At 62.2% G+C, this 18,766-nt stretch carries 17 protein-coding genes; 11 read left to right on the forward strand and 6 right to left on the reverse strand.

The annotated features are described in order from the left end of the window. The 6 genes from ACTJJN_RS14095 to ACTJJN_RS14120 all read left to right on the forward strand — a co-directional run bounded on the left by ACTJJN_RS14095 (nucleotide 1) and on the right by ACTJJN_RS14120 (nucleotide 4,514). Nucleotides 1-723, forward strand: coding sequence for an adenosylcobinamide-GDP ribazoletransferase (locus tag ACTJJN_RS14095; protein ID WP_004575325.1), 723 nt, complete (start codon nucleotides 1-3; stop codon nucleotides 721-723). A gap of 225 nt (nucleotides 724-948) precedes the next feature. Beyond that, nucleotides 949-2,064, forward strand: coding sequence for a glycoside hydrolase family 5 protein (locus ACTJJN_RS14100; RefSeq protein WP_080754568.1), 1,116 nt, complete (start codon nucleotides 949-951; stop codon nucleotides 2,062-2,064). Nucleotides 2,065-2,126: 62 nt separating this feature from the next. After that, nucleotides 2,127-2,531 (forward strand): MarR family winged helix-turn-helix transcriptional regulator, encoded by a 405-nt coding sequence (locus ACTJJN_RS14105; RefSeq protein ID WP_014754241.1) that lies wholly within the window; start codon nucleotides 2,127-2,129, stop codon nucleotides 2,529-2,531. Nucleotides 2,532-2,594: 63 nt separating this feature from the next. Beyond that, nucleotides 2,595-3,797, forward strand: coding sequence for an MFS transporter (locus tag ACTJJN_RS14110; protein ID WP_017147897.1), 1,203 nt, complete (start codon nucleotides 2,595-2,597; stop codon nucleotides 3,795-3,797). Beyond that, nucleotides 3,794-3,916 carry a hypothetical protein gene (locus ACTJJN_RS14115; protein WP_003252477.1) on the forward strand — a complete coding sequence of 41 codons (123 nt, stop codon included), beginning with the start codon at nucleotides 3,794-3,796 and terminating at the stop codon, nucleotides 3,914-3,916. Before ACTJJN_RS14110 ends, ACTJJN_RS14115 begins: the two co-directional genes overlap by 4 nt. A 46-nt stretch (nucleotides 3,917-3,962) precedes the next feature. Further along, nucleotides 3,963-4,514 carry a glutathione peroxidase gene (locus ACTJJN_RS14120; RefSeq protein ID WP_003252479.1) on the forward strand — a complete coding sequence of 184 codons (552 nt, stop codon included), beginning with the start codon at nucleotides 3,963-3,965 and terminating at the stop codon, nucleotides 4,512-4,514. Between the two features lie 144 nt (nucleotides 4,515-4,658). Here ACTJJN_RS14120 and ACTJJN_RS14125 read toward each other — a convergent pair whose 3' ends face one another. After that, nucleotides 4,659-4,919 (reverse strand): DUF2798 domain-containing protein, encoded by a 261-nt coding sequence (locus tag ACTJJN_RS14125; RefSeq protein WP_012053443.1) that lies wholly within the window; start codon nucleotides 4,917-4,919, stop codon nucleotides 4,659-4,661. A 114-nt stretch (nucleotides 4,920-5,033) separates the two neighbouring features. On the opposite strand from ACTJJN_RS14125, the gene ACTJJN_RS14130 reads away from it, so the two are divergent. Next, entirely contained in the window at nucleotides 5,034-5,963 is a 930-nt protein-coding gene (locus ACTJJN_RS14130; RefSeq protein WP_088513576.1) for a LysR family transcriptional regulator, read from the forward strand. 41 nt (nucleotides 5,964-6,004) lie between these two features. Here the strand turns inward: ACTJJN_RS14130 and ACTJJN_RS14135 are convergent, their stop codons facing one another. The 3 genes from ACTJJN_RS14135 to ACTJJN_RS14145 form a co-directional block, all read right to left on the reverse strand. Next, a complete protein-coding gene (locus tag ACTJJN_RS14135; protein ID WP_012053441.1) occupies nucleotides 6,005-7,285 on the reverse strand; it encodes an OmpP1/FadL family transporter in 1,281 nt (426 codons plus the stop codon). A gap of 146 nt (nucleotides 7,286-7,431) precedes the next feature. Further along, complete coding sequence (locus ACTJJN_RS14140) at nucleotides 7,432-7,914, reverse strand: hypothetical protein (RefSeq protein WP_003252489.1); 483 nt, start codon at nucleotides 7,912-7,914, stop codon at nucleotides 7,432-7,434. Nucleotides 7,915-8,163: 249 nt separating this feature from the next. After that, complete coding sequence (locus ACTJJN_RS14145; protein WP_010952743.1) at nucleotides 8,164-8,388, reverse strand: hypothetical protein; 225 nt, start codon at nucleotides 8,386-8,388, stop codon at nucleotides 8,164-8,166. 950 nt (nucleotides 8,389-9,338) lie between these two features. Here ACTJJN_RS14145 and ACTJJN_RS14150 point away from each other — a divergent pair. Then, nucleotides 9,339-9,758: a tetratricopeptide repeat protein gene (locus ACTJJN_RS14150; protein WP_088513577.1), complete on the forward strand. Its 420-nt coding sequence runs from the start codon at nucleotides 9,339-9,341 to the stop codon at nucleotides 9,756-9,758. Between the two features lie 538 nt (nucleotides 9,759-10,296). After that, complete coding sequence (gene rmuC, locus ACTJJN_RS14155) at nucleotides 10,297-11,670, forward strand: DNA recombination protein RmuC (RefSeq protein ID WP_161774447.1); 1,374 nt, start codon at nucleotides 10,297-10,299, stop codon at nucleotides 11,668-11,670. On the opposite strand, the gene ACTJJN_RS14160 is transcribed toward rmuC, so the two are convergent. Next, nucleotides 11,642-15,121 carry a hybrid sensor histidine kinase/response regulator gene (locus ACTJJN_RS14160; protein ID WP_221100941.1) on the reverse strand — a complete coding sequence of 1,160 codons (3,480 nt, stop codon included), beginning with the start codon at nucleotides 15,119-15,121 and terminating at the stop codon, nucleotides 11,642-11,644. The two genes, rmuC and ACTJJN_RS14160, sit on opposite strands and share 29 nt — an antisense overlap. A gap of 126 nt (nucleotides 15,122-15,247) precedes the next feature. Next, the gene (locus ACTJJN_RS14165; protein ID WP_017147896.1) at nucleotides 15,248-16,426 is read right to left on the reverse strand and encodes an MFS transporter; all 1,179 of its coding nucleotides are present in this window, start codon (nucleotides 16,424-16,426) and stop codon (nucleotides 15,248-15,250) included. A 231-nt stretch (nucleotides 16,427-16,657) separates the two neighbouring features. Between ACTJJN_RS14165 and ACTJJN_RS14170 the strand changes: the two genes are divergently transcribed. Beyond that, on the forward strand, nucleotides 16,658-17,389 hold the full coding sequence (locus ACTJJN_RS14170) for a GntR family transcriptional regulator (protein WP_014592076.1): 732 nt from the start codon (nucleotides 16,658-16,660) through the stop codon (nucleotides 17,387-17,389). A gap of 94 nt (nucleotides 17,390-17,483) precedes the next feature. After that, nucleotides 17,484-18,758, forward strand: a complete 1,275-nt coding sequence (locus ACTJJN_RS14175) for an MFS transporter (RefSeq protein ID WP_004575314.1) — start codon at nucleotides 17,484-17,486, stop codon at nucleotides 18,756-18,758. Nucleotides 18,759-18,766: the final 8 nt, after the last annotated feature.

Below are 18,766 nucleotides of genomic sequence, written 5' to 3' on the forward strand. Positions count from 1 at the left end.
ATGTTGCCGTTCTGGATCGCCCTGCAATTTCTCAGCAGCCTGCCGGTGAGCCTGCCGGGCATGCCGGCACCGCGTGAGGTAGGGCGTTCGCTGCTGTACTACCCGCTGGTCGGGTTGCTGTTCGGCTTGCTGCTGTGGTTGGCCAGTCATCTGCTTCAGGGCACGCCGTCGCCGCTGCACGCGGCTTTGCTGCTGACACTGTGGGTACTGCTCAGTGGTGCCTTGCACCTGGATGGCCTGGCGGACAGTGCCGACGCCTGGCTAGGTGGTTTCGGCGACCGTGAGCGCACCTTGCGGATCATGAAAGACCCGCGCAGTGGGCCGATTGCCGTGGTCACCCTGGTCTTGGTGTTGTTGCTGAAGTTTTGCGCATTGTGGGTGCTGGTCGGGCAGGGCATCGGCGCGCAATTACTGCTGGCGCCGTTGATCGGGCGGGCGGCGATGTTGGGCCTGTTCCTTGGCACACCTTATGTGCGACCTGGCGGGTTGGGCCAGGCGTTGGCCGAACATTTGCCCCGGCGCGCGGCGGGGTGGGTGTTGCTGGTTTGTGTGCTGTTCTGCCTCTTCTTGGGCGGATGGAGCGTGCTGCTGGCGCTGGCGGTGTTTGCCTGGTTGCGGCATCTGATGTGCCGGCGCCTGGGCGGGACCACCGGTGATACCGCCGGTGCGTTGCTGGAGCTGCTGGAGCTGGCCGTCGTGCTCGGGTTGGCGCTGGGGCTTTGAGCGCTTGATCTGGACGGCCCTTTAGCGGCTGCTTTGCGGTGCTTTCGCAGCACGCCATAGGTGTGGAGGGGCAGTAACTTCCAGAAACGGTCCGGAAGCGCCTGCCTCTTCCTTGCCGGCGTATCCTCAGCCTCCCCCCAGCAACCAGGTAGGCTTCCCGTGCGTCACTGGATCTTTGCCAGTCTATTGGTCCTGTCCACCCTCCCAGCCACTGCTGCAGACCTCATGGCGTTCTGGGACACCCCACGCCACGGCGGCAACAGCTTCAACCGGCTGCCACCCGATCAAGCCTACTTCGATGCCCTGAGGGGGTACGGCGCCACATGGGTGCGGCTGTCGTACGACAAATGGCAACCGGTGAAACGTGATTTCCTCCTCGGCAGCGCCGATACCTATGAAGGCCTGCCCGATGCCGACCTGGCTGTGCTGCGTGCCACCCTCGACCGGGCGCACCAGGCGGGGCTCAAGGTGGTCATCGCGCCACTCTCGCTACCGGGTATGCGCTGGTCGCAAAACAACCAGGGCCAGTTCGATGATCGCCTGTGGCAAGACAAACGTTACTGGTCCCAGGCTGCGGCGTTCTGGCGAGATATGGCGCGCGAACTGAAAAGTCATCCGGCCATCGCGGCCTACAACCTGATCAATGAGCCAGCACCGGAGAAACAGGGCGGCCTGGCTGAACATGCCGAACTCGGGCAGATGCAGCAGTGGTATGCGCAAGAACAGGGCGGTGCGCGCGATCTGCCCTTGCTGTACCGGCAACTGATAGCGGCCATACGCGAAGAAGATGCTGATACGCCGATCATGGTCGATGCCGGCTGGTATGCAGGCGCAGACGCGTTCGGCTACTGGCCGGCGCCGCTGGAAGACCCGCGAGTGCTGTATAGCGTGCACATGTATGAGCCCTATGCCGCAACCAGTGCGCCGAACATGGCGCGCAAACAGCCCATCGCCTATCCAGGCCCCGTATCTTTTGCCGGGCAGACACAGCTGTGGGATGGGCGGCGAGTTGAAGGCTACTTGCGCCAGCCGCTGGCATGGGCCGAGGCCATGGAGCTGCCGCTTTCTCGTCTGGTGGTGGGCGAGTTTGGCTGCATGCGCAGGCTGCCGGGTTGTCGGCAGTACCTTGAAGATGTACTCGTCGTGCTTGATCGCAATCGGTTGCACTGGGCGTTCTATAGCTTCCGTGAAGACAACTGGGATGGCATGGACTACGAACTGGGTACGGCGAAGGTGCCGTGGCGCTACTGGCAGGCGGTCGAGCAGGGCGCGCCAGACCCCTTGGTGCGCAAGGCCACGGTTGAGTTCGAGCCGATCCGCAGGCGCTTGAACCCGGACTGACGCTTCTCACTCTTTCGTGAAACTTCTTGCAACACTCAGTACGCGGGTATATACACGTATCCATGCTGACCAGTGAATGCATCTGTACCCACCTGCGTCGCGCCGCCCGCGGCGTGAGCCGGCATTACGACGAAGCCCTAGCCGGCTTCGGGGTCAATGTCGCCCAGTTTTCCCTGCTGCGGCACCTGCAGCGGCTCGACCGACCCAGCATCACAGCCCTGGCCGAAGCCATGGGGCTCGAGCGCAGTACCCTGGGCCGCAACCTGCGTGTGCTGGAGGCGGATGGGCTGGTAGCACTGGGCGAGGGCGATGACCAGCGTAACCGCGTGGTGCTGTTGACCGCGGCGGGTAAGCAACTGCTGCACGTTGCCCACCCAGCCTGGGAGCAGGCCCAGAAAGAACTGGTTGAACGGCTTGGGTTGGGGCAGCGGGATGAACTGGTGCGACTGCTGGAACAACTGGCCTGAAGTGAAACGACTATAAGCGGGTATATACCCGTAAAACCTTGCGATGTGCTGGAGATAACGACAATGACTTCGGTGTGGCGAACCAGCGGATGGGTGTTGGTGGGGGCGGCCTTGATACTGGCGCTGTCTCTGGGCGTACGGCACGGCTTTGGCCTGTTTCTGGGACCGATGAGTGCTGATTTTGGCTGGGGGCGTGGGGTGTTTGCCTTCGCCATTGCCCTGCAGAACCTGATCTGGGGCCTGGCGCAGCCGTTCGCTGGCGCCTTGGCCGACCGGCTTGGTGCGGCGCGGGTGGTCATCATCGGCGGTATTCTCTATGCCGCCGGCTTGATCTTGATGGGCTTGGCTGATTCGCCCTGGTCGTTGTCGCTGAGTGCGGGCTTGCTGATCGGCATCGGCCTGTCCGGCACGTCGTTCTCGGTCATTCTCGGTGTGGTCGGGCGTGCCGTGCCGGCCGAAAAGCGCAGCATGGCCATGGGGATCGCCAGCGCCGCCGGGTCATTCGGCCAGTTCGCCATGTTGCCGGGCACCCAAGGCCTGATTCAGTGGCTGGGCTGGTCGGCAGCGTTGCTGGTACTGGGCCTTTTGGTGGCGTTCATCGTGCCTTTCGTCGGCCTGCTGCGCGATCGCCCGTTACCCAGTCACGGTGCCGAGCAGACCCTGGGCCAGGCGCTGCGCGAGGCGTGCACGCACTCAGGCTTCTGGTTGCTGGCGCTGGGCTTTTTTGTCTGTGGCTTCCAGGTCGTATTCATTGGCGTTCACCTGCCGGCCTACCTGGTTGACCAGCACCTGGCTGCGGCCACCGGTACGACAGTGCTGGCGCTGGTCGGCCTGTTCAACATCGTCGGTACCTTCACTGCTGGCTGGTTGGGCGGGCGCATGTCCAAGCCGCGCCTGCTGACCGGGTTGTACCTGCTGCGTGCGGTGGTGATCGTGCTGTTCCTGTGGGCGCCGGTGAGCGAGTTCAGTGCTTACCTGTTCGGCATTGCCATGGGGCTGCTGTGGTTGTCCACGGTTCCGTTGACCAATGGCACCGTGGCCACGGTGTTTGGGGTGCGCAACCTGTCCATGCTGGGCGGTATCGTGTTCCTGTTCCATCAGTTGGGTGCGTTCCTGGGGGGCTGGCTGGGTGGGGTGGTGTATGACCGCACCGGTAGCTACGACCTGGTCTGGCAGATTTCCATCCTGCTCAGCTTGTTGGCCGCTGCCCTTAACTGGCCGGTGCGCGAACGCCCGGTTTCACGCCTGCAGGCACAGGCTGCATGAACCGTTACCTGGTCCGCGGGCTGTTGGCTATTGCCGTGCTGCTGGTGCTGGCACTGGTGTGGTGGGGCTGGCATCAGGGAGGGATGGCGTTGATGCAACTGGGCATGGGTGTTTGTTAGGCGCTACCCTGCAAGTTCAAAGGTAGCGATGCAGGAGAGACGAGTCATGCGTGCACATTGGTTGACGGTGCCGGTGCTGGCCCTGCTTGCCAGCACATCGAGCTGGGCTGCAGATTGCCCTGCGTTGTTGCAGGGCAGCCTGCCGGAATTGCGCGGTAAGGGGCAGGTCGACCTCTGCGAGCGCTTTGCCGGCAAGCCGCTCGTGGTGGTGAATACTGCCAGTTATTGCGGTTTTGCCCCGCAGTTCGAGGGGCTTGAGGCGACGTACAAGGAATATCACGAGCAAGGCCTGGAAATGCTCGGCGTGCCGTCCAATGACTTCAAGCAGGAAGACGCCGACAGTGAGAAGACTGCCAAGGTTTGCTATGCCAACTACGGTGTCACCTTCACCATGACCAAGACGCAGGCGGTGCGGGGCAAGGATGCGATACCGCTGTTTGCGGAGCTGGCCAGCCAGAGCAGTGCGCCGAAGTGGAATTTCTACAAGTATGTTGTCGATCGCAAGGGCAAGGTGATCGGTAACTTCTCCAGCCTGACCAAACCGGATGATCCTGCGTTCCGCGCCGCTATCGAAAAGGCCATCGCCTCACAGCAGTAACCAGGCTGTGCTTGCTGCGGCTTTTGCGTCTAAGCGCGCGGTAGTTCAGGCGACGCAGATTGCGACTTGAGGAGGCCAAGCGCAGGCCTCCTGAAGTCGCGAAGATCAAGATCAAAAACAGGAAGTGGCTGGCTGCGGGTGGCTTCACCGTGCATGCACGGTAATCGCCACCAACCGCACCACCACCGGCCGGACCACCAGCACACAGACAAATGCCACCGGCATCGCCAGCTGATAGGCCTTGAGCACATTGCCCAGATACTCCGGGGTAAACCCGGCATTGGCCGCCGTGATCACGAAGCACATCAACAGTGCCATGATCGACGACATGTAGAGCGCGAAAACGTAGGGGGTAGCGACCGGGTGCAATTTACGTCGACTGCGCGATCGGGGCAGGTTGCTCATGCGAACTCCTGAAAACTGAGTGGAAGCGCAGATTAGCAACCTGCACGCCTGCAGCTGTAGACCCGCGGCATTGAGTTCTTTATAAAGAAATTCTTACGAATCCAGGCGCTCCCCATGGACCTGCTCAACGCCATTCGCTGCTTCATCAAGGTGGTCGAAGCCGGTAGCATCGCCGCTGGTGCCCGTATCCTCGGCCTTAGTCCGGCAGCCGTCAGCCAGAACCTGGCGCGGCTGGAAAGCCACCTGCAAGTTCGCCTGCTCAGTCGAACCACCCGCAGCATGGCCCTGACGCCCTCTGGCGCCCAGTATTACGAGCGTGTAAAGCATATCGAGCGTGATTTGGCCCTGGCCGAACAGGCGGTGACAACACCCGACAGCGAGCCTCAGGGGCGGCTGTGCATTGCTTCGACCTCTGCCTTCGGCCGCCATGTGCTGGCGCCATTGATACCTGCTTTCAGTGCCCGCTACCCTTTGCTTTCGATAGAGTTGGTAACGACTGATCGTCGGGTCAACCATGCCCGTGAAGACGTTGACGTGAGCCTGCGCATTGCCCCGCAGCTCGAAGACCAGCTGTTGGCCCGGCGCATCGCCCGCATCCCGTTCATTTGTTGTGCCTCACCCGGATACCTGCAAAGTGCTGGCGTACCTGCCACGCCCGAGGCCTTGCGCGGGCACCGTTGCCTGGTGTTTCGCTATCCGGTGGATGGCCGCTTCTTGCGCTGGGGCTTCATGCGGGACGGCCTGCGCTTCGAAGCGGAATTCGGCACTGTATTGATCAGCGACGATATCGATGCCCTGACCCAGATGGCCTTGCACGATGGTGGCATCACCCGTCTGGCCGAGTTCATCGTGCGGCCGCACCTGGCCTCGGGGGCCTTGGTGCCGCTGTTCGAATACTGCGACAGCAGCCAGGCTTACGCCCAGACCGAGCCCATGGACATCTACCTGTGCCTGGCCGATCGCTTTGCCATGACCACCAAGGTGCGCGCATTCATGGACTACCTGCGCGAATGCCTGGGCGACAGCTGGAAAGTGCAGGCATGAAAAAACCGCCACGAAGGCGGTTTTCATGTAACGCACAGGAATCAGAAGCGGTAGGTGAGGGATGCACCGATACCGTGAGCGCTGTTCTCGTACTTGGCCTGGTAGCTGCCTTTCAACAGCCCTTGTTGTTGCGAGCTTGGCAGGTTGTTGACCTTGGTATCCTCTTCCCACAGATACGAATAGGCAACGTCGATGGTCATGTCATCGTTCGGGCTCCAGCCGGCACCAAAGCTGACCGCTTTACGATCGCCAGTCGGAATGCGTGGCGAGCGATCATGGTTGTTGGTGGGCGACTGGTCGACGGAGAAGCCTGCGCGCAGGGTCCACTCCTTGTTCACCTTGTAGGACGCACCAATGGCGTGGGCCCAGGTGTCGTGCCAGTTCTGCTCTTCGGTGATGGTCTTCAACGGGTAGCCTGCCGGTGCTTCGTTCTCGACGACGATGCTTTCCAGGCGGCTCCAGCGCGTCCAGGTGCTACCCGCATACAGTGTCCAATGGTCATCCAGTTCATGAGTGACCGAGAAGTCCACTGACTCTGGTGTCTTGATTTTCAGGCTGGCGTCGAACTTGCCGTTCAGGCCAAGCTGTGGAATCGGGTAGGAAACGCGGGTATTGCCTTCAAGCTTGTAGTCGACCATCGAGTGATAGGTCAGGCCCAGACGGGTACGGTCCGTAGCTTGCACCAGAACGCCGATGTTGTAACCGATTGCAGTGTCGTCGCCCTTGATCTTGGTCTCGCCATCAGGGCCATTGGGCCCCAGGAGGGCCTTGCTGCTCAGGTTCGAACCCAGTTCACCCTTGATACGGTTGATGGTCGGGCCAAAACCGATCGACACTTTGTCGTTGAAGGCGTAGCTGACGGTTGGCTGGAAGGTGACAACCTCGACCTTGCTCTTCTTGCCCCAGTAGCGTGCAGCGTCATCGCTACCGTAGTCGGTGATCAGGCCGTATGGCACGTAAACGCCGAAGCCAACGCTCCAGTGATCATCAATCGGCTTGACGTAATAGCCCATGGGTACGCCAACGAGAGGCACCATGTCACCATCGGTTTCCCCCCCGAAGTTGCTGCCTGGGCCCGATATGTCGGTCTTGGCGATGACGGCAGCGCCGCCCACGGTGAATTGTTCGCGCTTGAGGCGGGACATGCCGGCTGGGTTGCCATACACAGTGCTGGCATCGTCGGCAGAGGACGAGCGCCCCGCAAAACCGGTTCCCATACCGCTGATACTTTGTTCGTTCAGCGCGAACCCGGCGGCGAGCAGTTGGCTGGAAGCAAGCGCAACGGCTACGCCGAGGGAGGTTTTGAGCATTACTTTTTTCATTATTAGAAAACTCCTTGGGTCTCCGGGGCGAAAAGCTACCAACAAATCACGCGCTGCGCTATAGGCTCAATCGCAGGAGTTAGCGCAGTTTTGTAGGACAATCCGACCAAAATTCCATTTTTTCCGGTTTACTTGTAGGACGCGTCTCAAGATGCCTGTGGCAATTTCTGATCTATGCAGGCATGCCAGGCATGGGTGAAGTCGCGCAGACGACCCTGGGGGTTGAAAATCTGTCGCCAGATACGCGCCAGTGCCAGCAGATCGTCCGCCGCAGGCAATGGGGTGGCCTGCTCTTCGATGAGCATCCAGGCAATGGCAGTGGAATAGCGCAGGTTGACGGTGAGCTCCAGGTGCGGGCCACCCAGGAAGGCATGCTGGCTGGCCAGGCCGCGGACCAGGCTGGCGAGGTCGGGGTCACGGGCCAGGTATTCGTCCCAGAGCGCCTGGTGACGATGTTCGCCGATGCGGTAGAGGCCGTGCCCGCGTCGGTCGTGCAGGGCTGAGCCGAGTGCTGACTGGCTGGCGGCGATACCCAGTAGCAAGGCTTCGGCGCTGGCGCAGTGACGGTTCAGGTAGACCAGGGTGGGTCGGATCACATACTGACACAATTCATTCGCCGCAATACCCATGATGCCCTCGAGCAGGTAAGGGCCGGACGGGCGCTGGAGCTTGGCAGCTGGTGAATGATCAGGCCCGCCGGGAGCGGAAAGCACCGCTCGAGTTGAAGTGTAGTGTGATAATCGTGGTGTAAAGAGCTGTTTTTAAATCGATTACTGCCTGATGCTCCGGGCTATATGCCCTAAGGCAATTACGCCAAAGGCGTTCAGGCAGTCTTGCGATTGGATGATTCAGCGCTTGAATACCGCGGTATTCGCCGGTCACGCGGTGAGCGACTGACGCGTCCGGGCGATCACCGCCTGCAGCGGTTCATGGCGGCTGTACTGCTCGTGGTACAGGCGTTCGGTGTGGCAGGCAACGCCGTGTTCGTCTACCAAGGTAAAGCTGAAGCTGCCCTTGCGTGGGGCAACGATAAGGCACTTCAACGGCGAGAAGGCCTGGGAGAGGGTGCCAATGGCAGCCTGAATCTGATGATGAGTTTGCATATTGTTGGAGGTTCCTGCTTTAAACACGGGGGATATGATCCGTGCATGATAGAAACGTTCCAGTGACGCCTTTATTAAGGGACGAACGAACCTGACTGGAACAGGGCAGCCAGAGGGGGCGCAATCAAATGTAGGCGCTTGGGCTGACTGGTAGGTACTTCGGAAGGCAGGCAGCACGCCGGGGCCAAGGTTCTAGGCCGTCGAGGTGGGATCCTGATCAATCTGTCATGTGATTCGTGCTTGCGCAGCGTAAGGCTGGCGAGGGAATCATTGAATGGGCCGGTCCTTGTTTCAGCAGGGACGCTCTTGGGGGGAGCGAGCCTGCAAGGACGCTTGCGGCCAGAATTGACTTTCAGCTTGGTACTAACGAGGGGCACCTTACCGGAAGCGAAGATGTTTGGCAAGCACTACGTTTGTTCAGGTGAGCCGCGCAGTATGGCGCGAATTTTCGCTGCTGGGAAGAGGGGGCAAATGGCCCAAATGCCGTCCGATGTGCCCTTTTCGTGCACCCAAATGGAGGTTTATGGTGCACTTGTTCACATTCGGGGCAGCGCTTGTAACGGCTTGGCAACACCACCCAGCAGCCTCGCCAATGCCTTGACTGCGTGGTTAAGTCAATGAAAAAAAACACTATTTTTAGCTGGTGAAAAAATCGTCAGTTTGACCAAAGCCCCCAATTCACGGGGGTTTGAGGGGTATGAGAGGGGGTTGTCCACCGAGTTATCCACAGGAACTGTGGATTGTCCCGAGCGCTTGCTCTAGCACGGGCGTGCCAGCAATGGGATGGACTGTCCGACAATCGCCATGCTCCAACAGACCGGTTGGTCATCCACCTGAAAACGTCAAGAAAAGATCATTGAATTTTTTTTCAATCCTTCAGAAATCGACAGGCCAGGGCGAAAAAAAAAGAGTAGAGTGGCGCGCCTTTCGAGTTACCAAACCTGTTGCTCATGAAGTTTCGCGGTAAACACCTTTCCAGCCCCGCTGCATCGACATCTGCACCTCCTGCCAAACGCTTTTCCCTGAAAGTGGCCCTGTGGTTGCTCGACAGCCCGCGTCTGGGCGACAACCCTCAGGTCAAGCACCTGGCCGGGCGCTTGTTGAAGCAGCCGGCGCGCCAAGGTGTGGTTGTGGCGCAGAGCCGCCTGGGGCAGATGCTGTGCCGCGATTGTGGCAACGCCCGTGACCGGCGTATAGGCCATGAGCTGCTGCGTCAGGCTGCCCGCGCAGGGGATCGGCGGGCGCAGCTGGAGTACGCTCGGCTGTGTCAGCACAACGAGCCGGAGCAGGCGCGCTATTGGCTTGAGCTTGCGGCAGGGCAGGGGTCGCAGGAAGCGCGGCGCTTGTTGCGACAGTGGTTTTCTGTCTGAGCTTTTTTGCCTGCACGGGCCCTTTCGCGAGCAATCACCGATGTGTGTCAACCGCCGTGGTAGGAGCGGGTTTACCCGCGAATACGGTAGCGGCAGCAACGGTGAACGGCGGGTGGAAATTGGCCAGCAGGCCCGGCCCTTTCGCGGGTAAACCCGCTCCTACGGTGGCCTGTGTTCAACCCCCGATGCGTGTGTAGGAGCGGGTTTACCCGCGAATAAGGTAGCGGCGGCAACGGTGAACGGCGGGTGGAAATTGGCCAGCAGGGCCGGCCTCTTCGCGGGTAAACCCGCTCCTACGGGCGACCGTGCGGGCTTTGCCTTCAGGCTTGCGCAGCGGGCTTCCCCGCAAAGAGGCGGATGCAGGCAACACACCCATCAGGCTGATAAGCTGCACTCTATTTGCATCAGAGCGTTCGGGGTAAGCATGACAGTGGATCTGGCCAGCATTCTGCTGGGCTTGGTGGCAGGCGCAATACCCTGCCTGGTGTGGGTCATGCAGGTGCAGCGCCGCCAGGGCGCACGGCAAGGTGAGCAGGCCTTGCTCGAAGAGCGCCTCAACGCTGCCCAGCTGGCCCAGGCTGGCCTGCAGGCGCAACTGGACGCCAGTCGCGACGAGGTCAGCGACCTCAGTGAGGCCAACGCCGTCAAACAGGCCCAGCTGGCCGCCCAAGGCCGTGAGCTGGAGCTGCTGCAGATCGACCGCGACAATGCCCGTGATGCGGCCCACGCCTGGAGCCTTGAGCGCGCCAACCGCGAAGCCGAACTGCGCCGCCTGGAAGCGCAAACCGCGCGCCTGGACGCAGAACTGCGTGAACAGCAGGAAAGCCACCAGCAACGCCTGGAAGACCTGCAGGAGGCCCGTGACACCTTGCGCGCCCAGTTCGCCGACATGGCCACCAAGATCTTCGACGAGCGCGAGCAGCGCTTCGCCCAGACCAGCCAGCAGCACCTTGGCCAGTTGCTCGACCCGCTCAAGGAGCGCATCCAGGCCTTTGAAAAACGCGTGGAGGAAAGCTATCAACAAGAGGCCCGCGAGCGCTTCTCGCTGGGCAAGGAGCTGGAGCGCCTGCAACAGCTGAACCTGCGCCTGTCCGACGAAGCCACCAACCTTACCCAGGCCTTGAAGGGCCAGAAAACCCAGGGTAACTGGGGTGAGCTTATCCTCGAACGCGTGCTGGAGCATGCCGGCCTGGAAAAGGGCCGCGAATACCAGACCCAGGTCAGCCTGAAAAGCGCCGATGGCGAGCGTTTCCAGCCGGATGTGCTGATCATGCTGCCCGGCGACAAGCAGGTGGTGGTGGACGCCAAGGTCAGCCTCACTGCGTACCAGCAGTTCGTTGCCGGCAACGACGAAGCTGCGCTCAAGCAGCATGTGCAGTCGCTGCGCAGCCACGTCAAAGGCCTGTCGAGCAAGGACTACAGCCGCCTTGAAGGCCTGCACAGCCTGGATTTCGTGTTGTTGTTCGTGCCCATCGAGGCGGCCTTTTCGGCGGCCCTGCAGGCCGAGCCGAACCTGTTCCAGGAGGCCTTCGACCGGCAGATCGTGATTGTCAGCCCTACCACGTTGCTGGCGACCTTGCGGGTGATCGACAGCCTGTGGAAGCAGGAGCGTCAAGGGCAGAACGCCCGCGAAATTGCCGAGCGTGCCGGCTGGCTCTACGACAAGTTCGTGCTGTTCATCCAGGACCTGGACGAGCTGGGCAGCCGCTTGCAGCAGGTGGACAAGGCTTATGCCGCCGCGCGCAACAAGCTGTGCGAAGGGCGTGGCAACCTGGTCAGCCGCAGCGAGCAGCTTAAGCTACTGGGCGCCCGTGCCAGCAAGAGTTTGCCGGCAGACCTGCTGGAGCGGGCGCTGTCCGACGAGGCGCTGCCCGACGTAGCGGTTACTGAGCCAGGCTCAGATGGCGATTGAGCAGGGCGCGCAAGGCCGCCGGCTTGACCGGTTTGGCCAGGTAGTCCAGCCCTGATGCATGTACCAGGGCGATGGTTTCCTTGCTGCCGTCGGCGCTGATCACTACACCGGGTACCGGCTCACCCAGCCGTGCTCGAAGCCAGCCCATCAGTCCGGTGCCGGTCTCGCCGTCGTCCAGGTGGTAGTCCACCAATGCCAGGTGCGGGCGCATGCCTTTGGCCAGCAGGGCTTCGCATTCGGCCTGGTTGCGCGCGGTCCATACCTGGCAACCCCAGCGGCTCAGCAGGCTGTTCATGCCGATCAGGATGCTGTCTTCGTTGTCCACGCATAGCACGTGCAACCCGGCCAGTGGCTGGCCGCCCTGTTGTTCCACGGGCGCGCTTGGCGCCGCGGCGGTCTGGCGTGCAATCGGTACGCTGACGCGGAACACCGTGCCCTTGCCTGGCCATGAGCGCACTTCCAGCGGATGCCCCAGCACCCGACACAGGCCGTCTGCGATGGCCAGGCCCAAGCCTAGCCCCTTCTCGGCACGGGTCTGGTGGCTGTCCAGGCGCTTGAACTCCTGAAAGATCACTTGCAGCTTGTCGTCAGCAATGCCCGGGCCACGGTCCCAGACCTCCAGCCATAGGCGCTCGCCCTGTCGGCGCGCGCCTAGCAGGATCGGGCTCTTGCCGTAGCGCAGGGCATTGGTGAGGAAGTTCTGCAGCACCCGGCGTAGCAGTTTCATGTCGCTGTCCACCCGCAGGCGGCTGCCGCGCAGGCGGAACTCCAGGCCTTTCTCGGCCGCCAGCAGCTTGAACTCGGCGCCCAGGGTGTCGAACAGCTCGTTGAGGGCGAAGGGTTTGGCATCCGGGGTGATCTTGCCGTTTTCCAGGCGCGAGATGTCCAGCAGGTCGCTGATCAGCTCTTCAGCCGAGCGCAGCGAGCTGTCCATGTGCTGTACCAACTGCTGGGCCTCTTCGTTCATGCCCTCGGCCTGTTGCGACAAGGCGGCAGAGAAAAGCCGTGCGGCGTTCAACGGTTGCATCAGGTCATGGCTGACGGCGGCCAGGAAGCGGGTCTTGGACTTGCTCACCGCTTCGGCCTGGCTCTTGGCTTCGGACAGCGCCTGGTTCAACTGCGACAGTTCGTGGGTGCGCTCCGCCACGCGTTGTTCAAGGCGTTCGTTGGCATCGCGCAGGGCCTGCTCGGCCTCGCGGAACGGGGTGATGTCGGTGAAGCTCATGACAAAGCCGCCGCCCGGCATCGGGTTGCCGATCAGCTCGATCACCCGGCCATTGGGGAACAGCCGCTCGGAGGAGTGCGCGCGGCCCTGACGCATCCAGTGCAGCCGCCGCGCCACATGCACTTGCGCCTCGCCGGGGCCGCACAGGCCGCGCTCGGCGTTGTAGCGGATGATATCGGCAATCGGTCGCCCTACGCTGATCAGCCCGTCCGGGTAGTTGAACAGCTCCAGGTAGCGGCGGTTCCAGGCCACCAGGTGCAAGTTCTGGTCGACCACGCTGATGCCCTGGTTGATGTTCTCGATGGCGCCTTGCAGCAGGGCGCGGTTGAACTGCAGCACCTCACTGGCTTCGTCAGCGATGCGCACCACGTCTTCCAGCTGCATGTCGCGGCCTTCGATGGCCGCTTTGACCACGGCGCGGGTCGAGGAGGTACCGAGTACCCCGGCCAGCAGGCGTTCGGTGTGCTCGATCCAGTCGCCATCGGCGTTCTGGTTCGGGTTGAAGCCCTTGCCCTGGCGGTAGGCAAAGCGGATGAAGCTCTGCCGTGCGCGCTCTTCCCCGACAAAGCGCGAGGCCAGGGTCAACAGGTCGTCGATCTGCACCGCCAGCAGCGGCTTGCTGCTGGGCCGCGCGCTGGTCTGCTGGCCAATGAACCGGCCGGCCTGCCAGTGCTCGGAAACCCGTGTGCGCGACAGCACCGAAACCCAGGCGAACAGGGTGAAGTTGCCCGCCAGTGACAGCACCACACCTTGGGTCAGTGGACTGATCGGCAGGTTCAGCGGGTTGCCGTGCAGCCACGCCAGGCCAGGGAACAACTGCAACGACCAGCCCAGGCTGTGCGCGGCAATCGGCAGCACCAAGGTGTAGAACCACAGGAAAATGCCAGCGGCCAGGCCGGCGAACACGCCGCGACGGTTGGCCTGCTTCCAGTACAGCGCGCCAAGCATGGCCGGGGTGAGCTGGGTCACAGCGGCAAAGGCGATCTGGCCGATGGTCGCCAGGCTGGCGGTGGAACCCAGCAGGCGGTAGCTGACATAGGCCAGCAGCAGGATCACCACGATGGTTACCCGGCGTACCGAAAGCATCCAGTGGCGGAACGCTTCGAAAGGCCGCTCGGCGTTGTTGCGGCGCAGCAGCCAGGGCAGCAGCATGTCGTTGGACACCATGGTCGACAGCGCCACGGCCTCGACGATCACCATGCCGGTAGCCGCCGAGGCGCCGCCGATGAACGCCAGCAGGGCAAGGCTCGGGTGCGCCTCGGCCAGGGGCAGGCTGATGACAAACGAGTCGGAGATCACCGTGCCGGGCAGCAGCATCTGCCCGGCCAGGGCAATCGGCACCACGAACAGCGCGGCCAGTGCCAGGTACATGGGGAATACCCAGCGCGCCAGGCGCAAGTCCTGCGGTTCGATGTTCTCGACCACGGTAACGTGGAACTGCCGGGGCAGGCAGATGATTGCCATCATCGCCACGGCGGTTTGCACCACCATGGACGGCCAATTGATGGTTTCTTTCCAATAGTCCTGCAAGTGGATCGACTGGCGGGCCTGGCTGAACAGGTCGTCGAAGCCGTCATACAGGTTGAAAACGATGAAGATGCCCACGGCAAGAAACGCCAGCAGCTTGATCAGCGATTCGAAGGCGATCGCCAGGACCATGCCGCGGTGGTGTTCGGTCACATCCAGGCTGCGGGTACCGAAGACGATGGCGAACAGCGCCAGTACCAGCGATATCACCAGCGCGGTGTCCTGCACGCGTGTGCCGGTGGCGTCGGCGTTGGCGCCGATCAACAGGTTCACGCCCAGTACGATGCCCTTGAGCTGCAAGGCGATATACGGCAGCACGCCGACCAGGCAGATCAGCGCCACCACCACTGCCAGGGTCTGCGACTTGCCGTAGCGTGCGGCAATGAAGTCGGCGATCGAGGTGATGTTCTGCTGCTTGCTGATCAACACCATCTTCTGCAGCACCCACGGCGCGAAGATCAGCAGCAGTACCGGGCCCAGGTAGATGGGCAGGAATGCCCAAAGCTGTTCGGCGGCCTGGCCGACCGCGCCGAAGAAGGTCCAGCTGGTGCAGTACACGGCCAGCGACAGGCTGTACACCCAGGCACGCAGCTTTGGCGGCAATGGCGTGCTGCGGCGGTCGCCATAGAAGGCGATGGCGAACATGATGGCCATATAGGCCAGGGCGACCACGGCGATCAGCCCGCTGGACAACGACATGAAGACTCCGAAGCAAAAAGGTAACGCGGTCCCGATCAATCAGTCTGGCACGCAAGTGCCGCTTCGTCAGCGCAGACGATGGTTGTAGGAGCGGGTTCACCCACGAAGAGGCCGGAACAGGCAACATCAACCCCTGCGGGTACCCAACCCATAGAACACCCCTGCCAGTATCACCGACAACACCAGCAGGTAGAAGACTGCCCCCGGCCACAGGTGTACCAGTGCAAACCCCACCATCACCGGCCCCAGCGCGGCCCCCAGGTTGGACAGGTTCTGCGCGCCGTAATACACCCCGCGCAAGTGCTCCGGTGCGATCAGGTCGATAAACATGTACTCGGCCGGGATCACGATGATTTCGCCCAGCGTGAACACCAGCATCGCCAGGCACCAGGCCAGTACCGAGCCCGCCAGCGCAAAACCCAGCAAGCCGGCGATGAACAGGCCCATACCGGCCAACAGCCACGGCATCAGGCGCTGGCGGCTGATGCGCCGGCCAATCAGGTACTGCAAGGCAATGACCGTCACGGCGTTGGTGGTGACCAGATAGCCGATCAGCCGTGCCGCTTCGGCCGGGTTGCTGGTGACCACCAGGTACTGGGACAGGTAGGCGGTGAACTGGCCGAACACCACCGCGCTCAGCACCCCACCCACGGTAAAGCACACCAGCCGGCGATCCCGCGCCAGCCCCAGCGCCACTTGGCCGAAGCCGGCCGCAGGTTTGTCCGGCGCGCTGGCCTGCAGGCTGCGATCACCCAGGCGCCAGTAAGCCAGGCACATGGCCAGGCCAAGCAGGGCAGAGGCGAGGAACGGCACATGGTCGTTCAGTTCAAGCATGGCCACGCCCAGCAACGGGCCGGCGGCGTAGCCGACGTTGCTGAGGGTGTACTTGATGGCGAATACCTCGGCCCGCTCATCCACCGGCAGTAACGCGCAGAAGCCCGCCTTGGCAGCAATGTCGACCACTGCCAGGGCCAGGTTGATCAACACCAGACAGAAGAAGAACGGCAGTGCCGAACGGCTGGCGACCGCGCCGACGAAGGCCAGGGCGAACAGCAGGGTACTGGCGCTGACCAGCGTGTGGTTGCTCAAGGTGTCGACCAGATGACCACCGTACAGACTCAACAGCGAGGCGACGATCAGCGCGCCACCGATCAGCAGACCGATCTGGCTGATCGGCAGCTGGAAATTGTCGGCCAGGTAAACCACCAGGTAGGGCAGGGTGAGGGCGCGGGCGACGGTAAGCGTGAAGGTGGTGGTGAGCAGCAGGCGAACGGTGTGCGGGTAGCGTTTTATGGCGGCGAGCATTGCCACGTCCTTGTTGTGCGGGTTTGCCGAGCACAAGCATAAGCCACATGCGGTCCTTGTAGCAGCACCGGCACCCTTACAGTGAATCGGGCGGCTTCACTGCCCTTCCCGACACAAGGCCGTTTCGCCTGCAAAAGGGCGACAGGCGGAGGATTGACAGCCCGTCAGGCTCAGGGAATACTCTCGAAAAATTCATATATATGTTTATATAACAAGACGAGAGCGAGACCCATGCACCCATTGACCGGTGATGCTCGACTGCCCCGCTACCAACAACTGCGCGACCACATGGTCGCGCAAATTGCCAACAACCGCTGGCGCCCGGGGGAAGCGATCCCGACCGAAGCAGCCTTGGCCACCGAGTTCGACATGTCGATTGGTACCGTGCGCAAGGCCGTCGATGTCCTGGTGGCCGAAGGCGTGCTGGAGCGCCAGCAGGGCCGCGGCACCTTCATTCGCCGCCCACAGTTCCAGTCGTCGCTGTTCCGCTTCTTCCGTTTCGAGGCCGCCAATGGCGAGCGCATAGTGCCGGAAAGCCGCATTCTTTCCATCGAGTCGCTGCCGGCGCCTTCGGCAGTGGCCGAGGCATTGGGCCTGGCAGGGGAGGCAGAAGTGATCCGCATCATTCGCACACGTCTGCTCGGCGCCCAGCCGGTGCTGGCCGAAGAAATCTGGCTGCCGCGCCAAACCTTCCAGCCGCTGCTGGACGTGGATTTGAACAGCAAGGGCCCATTGCTGTACCCGATCTACGAAGCGCTGTGCGGTCAGGTGGTCGCCTACGCCGAAGAAACCCTGACCGCCGAAGCGGTCGACGCGGTGCATGGCCGCTTGCTGCAACTGCCGGCCGACAGCCCGGTGGTCGTGATCGAGCGCCTGGCCCGCGACTACGCCGGCAAACCTCTGGAATGGCGCCGCTCGCGCGGCCATGCGCAGCACTTCCGCTACCGCATCGACATTCGCTAAACCGGTCGCTTCACCCTTTTACCTGTCTGCGCCGTGCTGCCACGGCGCAGTGGCTTCGCCTGCCCGTCACACCACGAATAGAAGGATAACAATCATGTTCAGCTGGTATCGCGAGATCACCTCACGGGAACGCAAGACATTCTGGGCCTGTTTCGGCGGCTGGTCGCTCGATGCGCTGGAAGTGCAAATGTTCGGCCTGGCCATCCCCGCGCTGATCGCTGCGTTCTCCCTGACCAAGGGCGATGCCGGCCTGATCAGTGGCCTGACCCTGGTGACCTCGGCAATCGGCGGCTGGCTGGGTGGCACACTGTCCGACCGCTATGGTCGCGTGCGTACCCTGCAATGGATGATTCTCTGGTTCTCGTTCTTCACCTTCCTTTCGGCGTTCGTCACCGGCTTCTACCCGTTGCTGTTCGTCAAGGCCATGCAAGGCTTTGGCATCGGTGGCGAATGGGCAGCCGGCGCGGTGCTGATGGCCGAAACCATCAACCCCAAGTATCGCGGCAAGGTCATGGGCACGGTGCAGAGTGCCTGGGCTGTGGGGTGGGGGCTGGCGGTGGCACTGTTTACGCTGATCTACTCACTGGTGCCGCAGGAGTTTGCCTGGCGGGTGATGTTCTTCGTCGGTCTGCTGCCATCGCTGCTGATCATTTGGGTACGCCGCAACGTGCCTGAGCCGGACAGCTTCCAGCGCCTGCAGAAAGAAAAAGCCATTCCCTCCAGCTTCTTGCAGTCGATGGCTGGCATCTTTCGCCCGGAACTGCTGCGTGTGACCCTGCTGGGCGGCTTGCTCGGCCTGGGTGCCCACGGTGGCTACCACGCGGTGATGACCTGGTTGCCGACCTTCCTCAAGACAGAGCGCAACCTTTCGGTGCTGAACTCGGGCGGTTACCTGGCGGTGATCATCCTGGCCTTCTGGTGCGGCTGCGTGGTCAGCGGCCTGCTGATCGACCGTATTGGCAGGCGCAAGAACATCCTGCTGTTCGCCCTGTGCTGTGTACTGACCGTGCAGGCCTACGTGTTCTTCCCGCTGACCAATACCCAGATGCTGTTCCTCGGCTTCCCGCTGGGCTTTTTCGCCGCCGGCATCCCGGCCAGCCTGGGTGCGTTTTTCAATGAGCTGTACCCGGCTGACGTGCGCGGCGCCGGGGTGGGCTTCTGCTACAACTTCGGTCGCGTGCTGTCGGCCGTGTTCCCGTTCCTGGTCGGGCACATGAGCGAGTCGATGTCGCTGGGCAGTGCCATCGGCATCGATGCCGGCATCGCGTATGGCGTTGCGGTGATCGCAGCCCTGTGCCTGCCCGAAACCCGTGGCCGCAACCTTGAATCTGCACCTGCGCCGGAAACGGCCGGTGCCGTCGCCAAGTAACCTGAACG

It is taken from the genome of Pseudomonas sp. 22515, from assembly GCF_052044625.1.
GTDB lineage: Bacteria > Pseudomonadota > Gammaproteobacteria > Pseudomonadales > Pseudomonadaceae > Aquipseudomonas > Aquipseudomonas alloputida.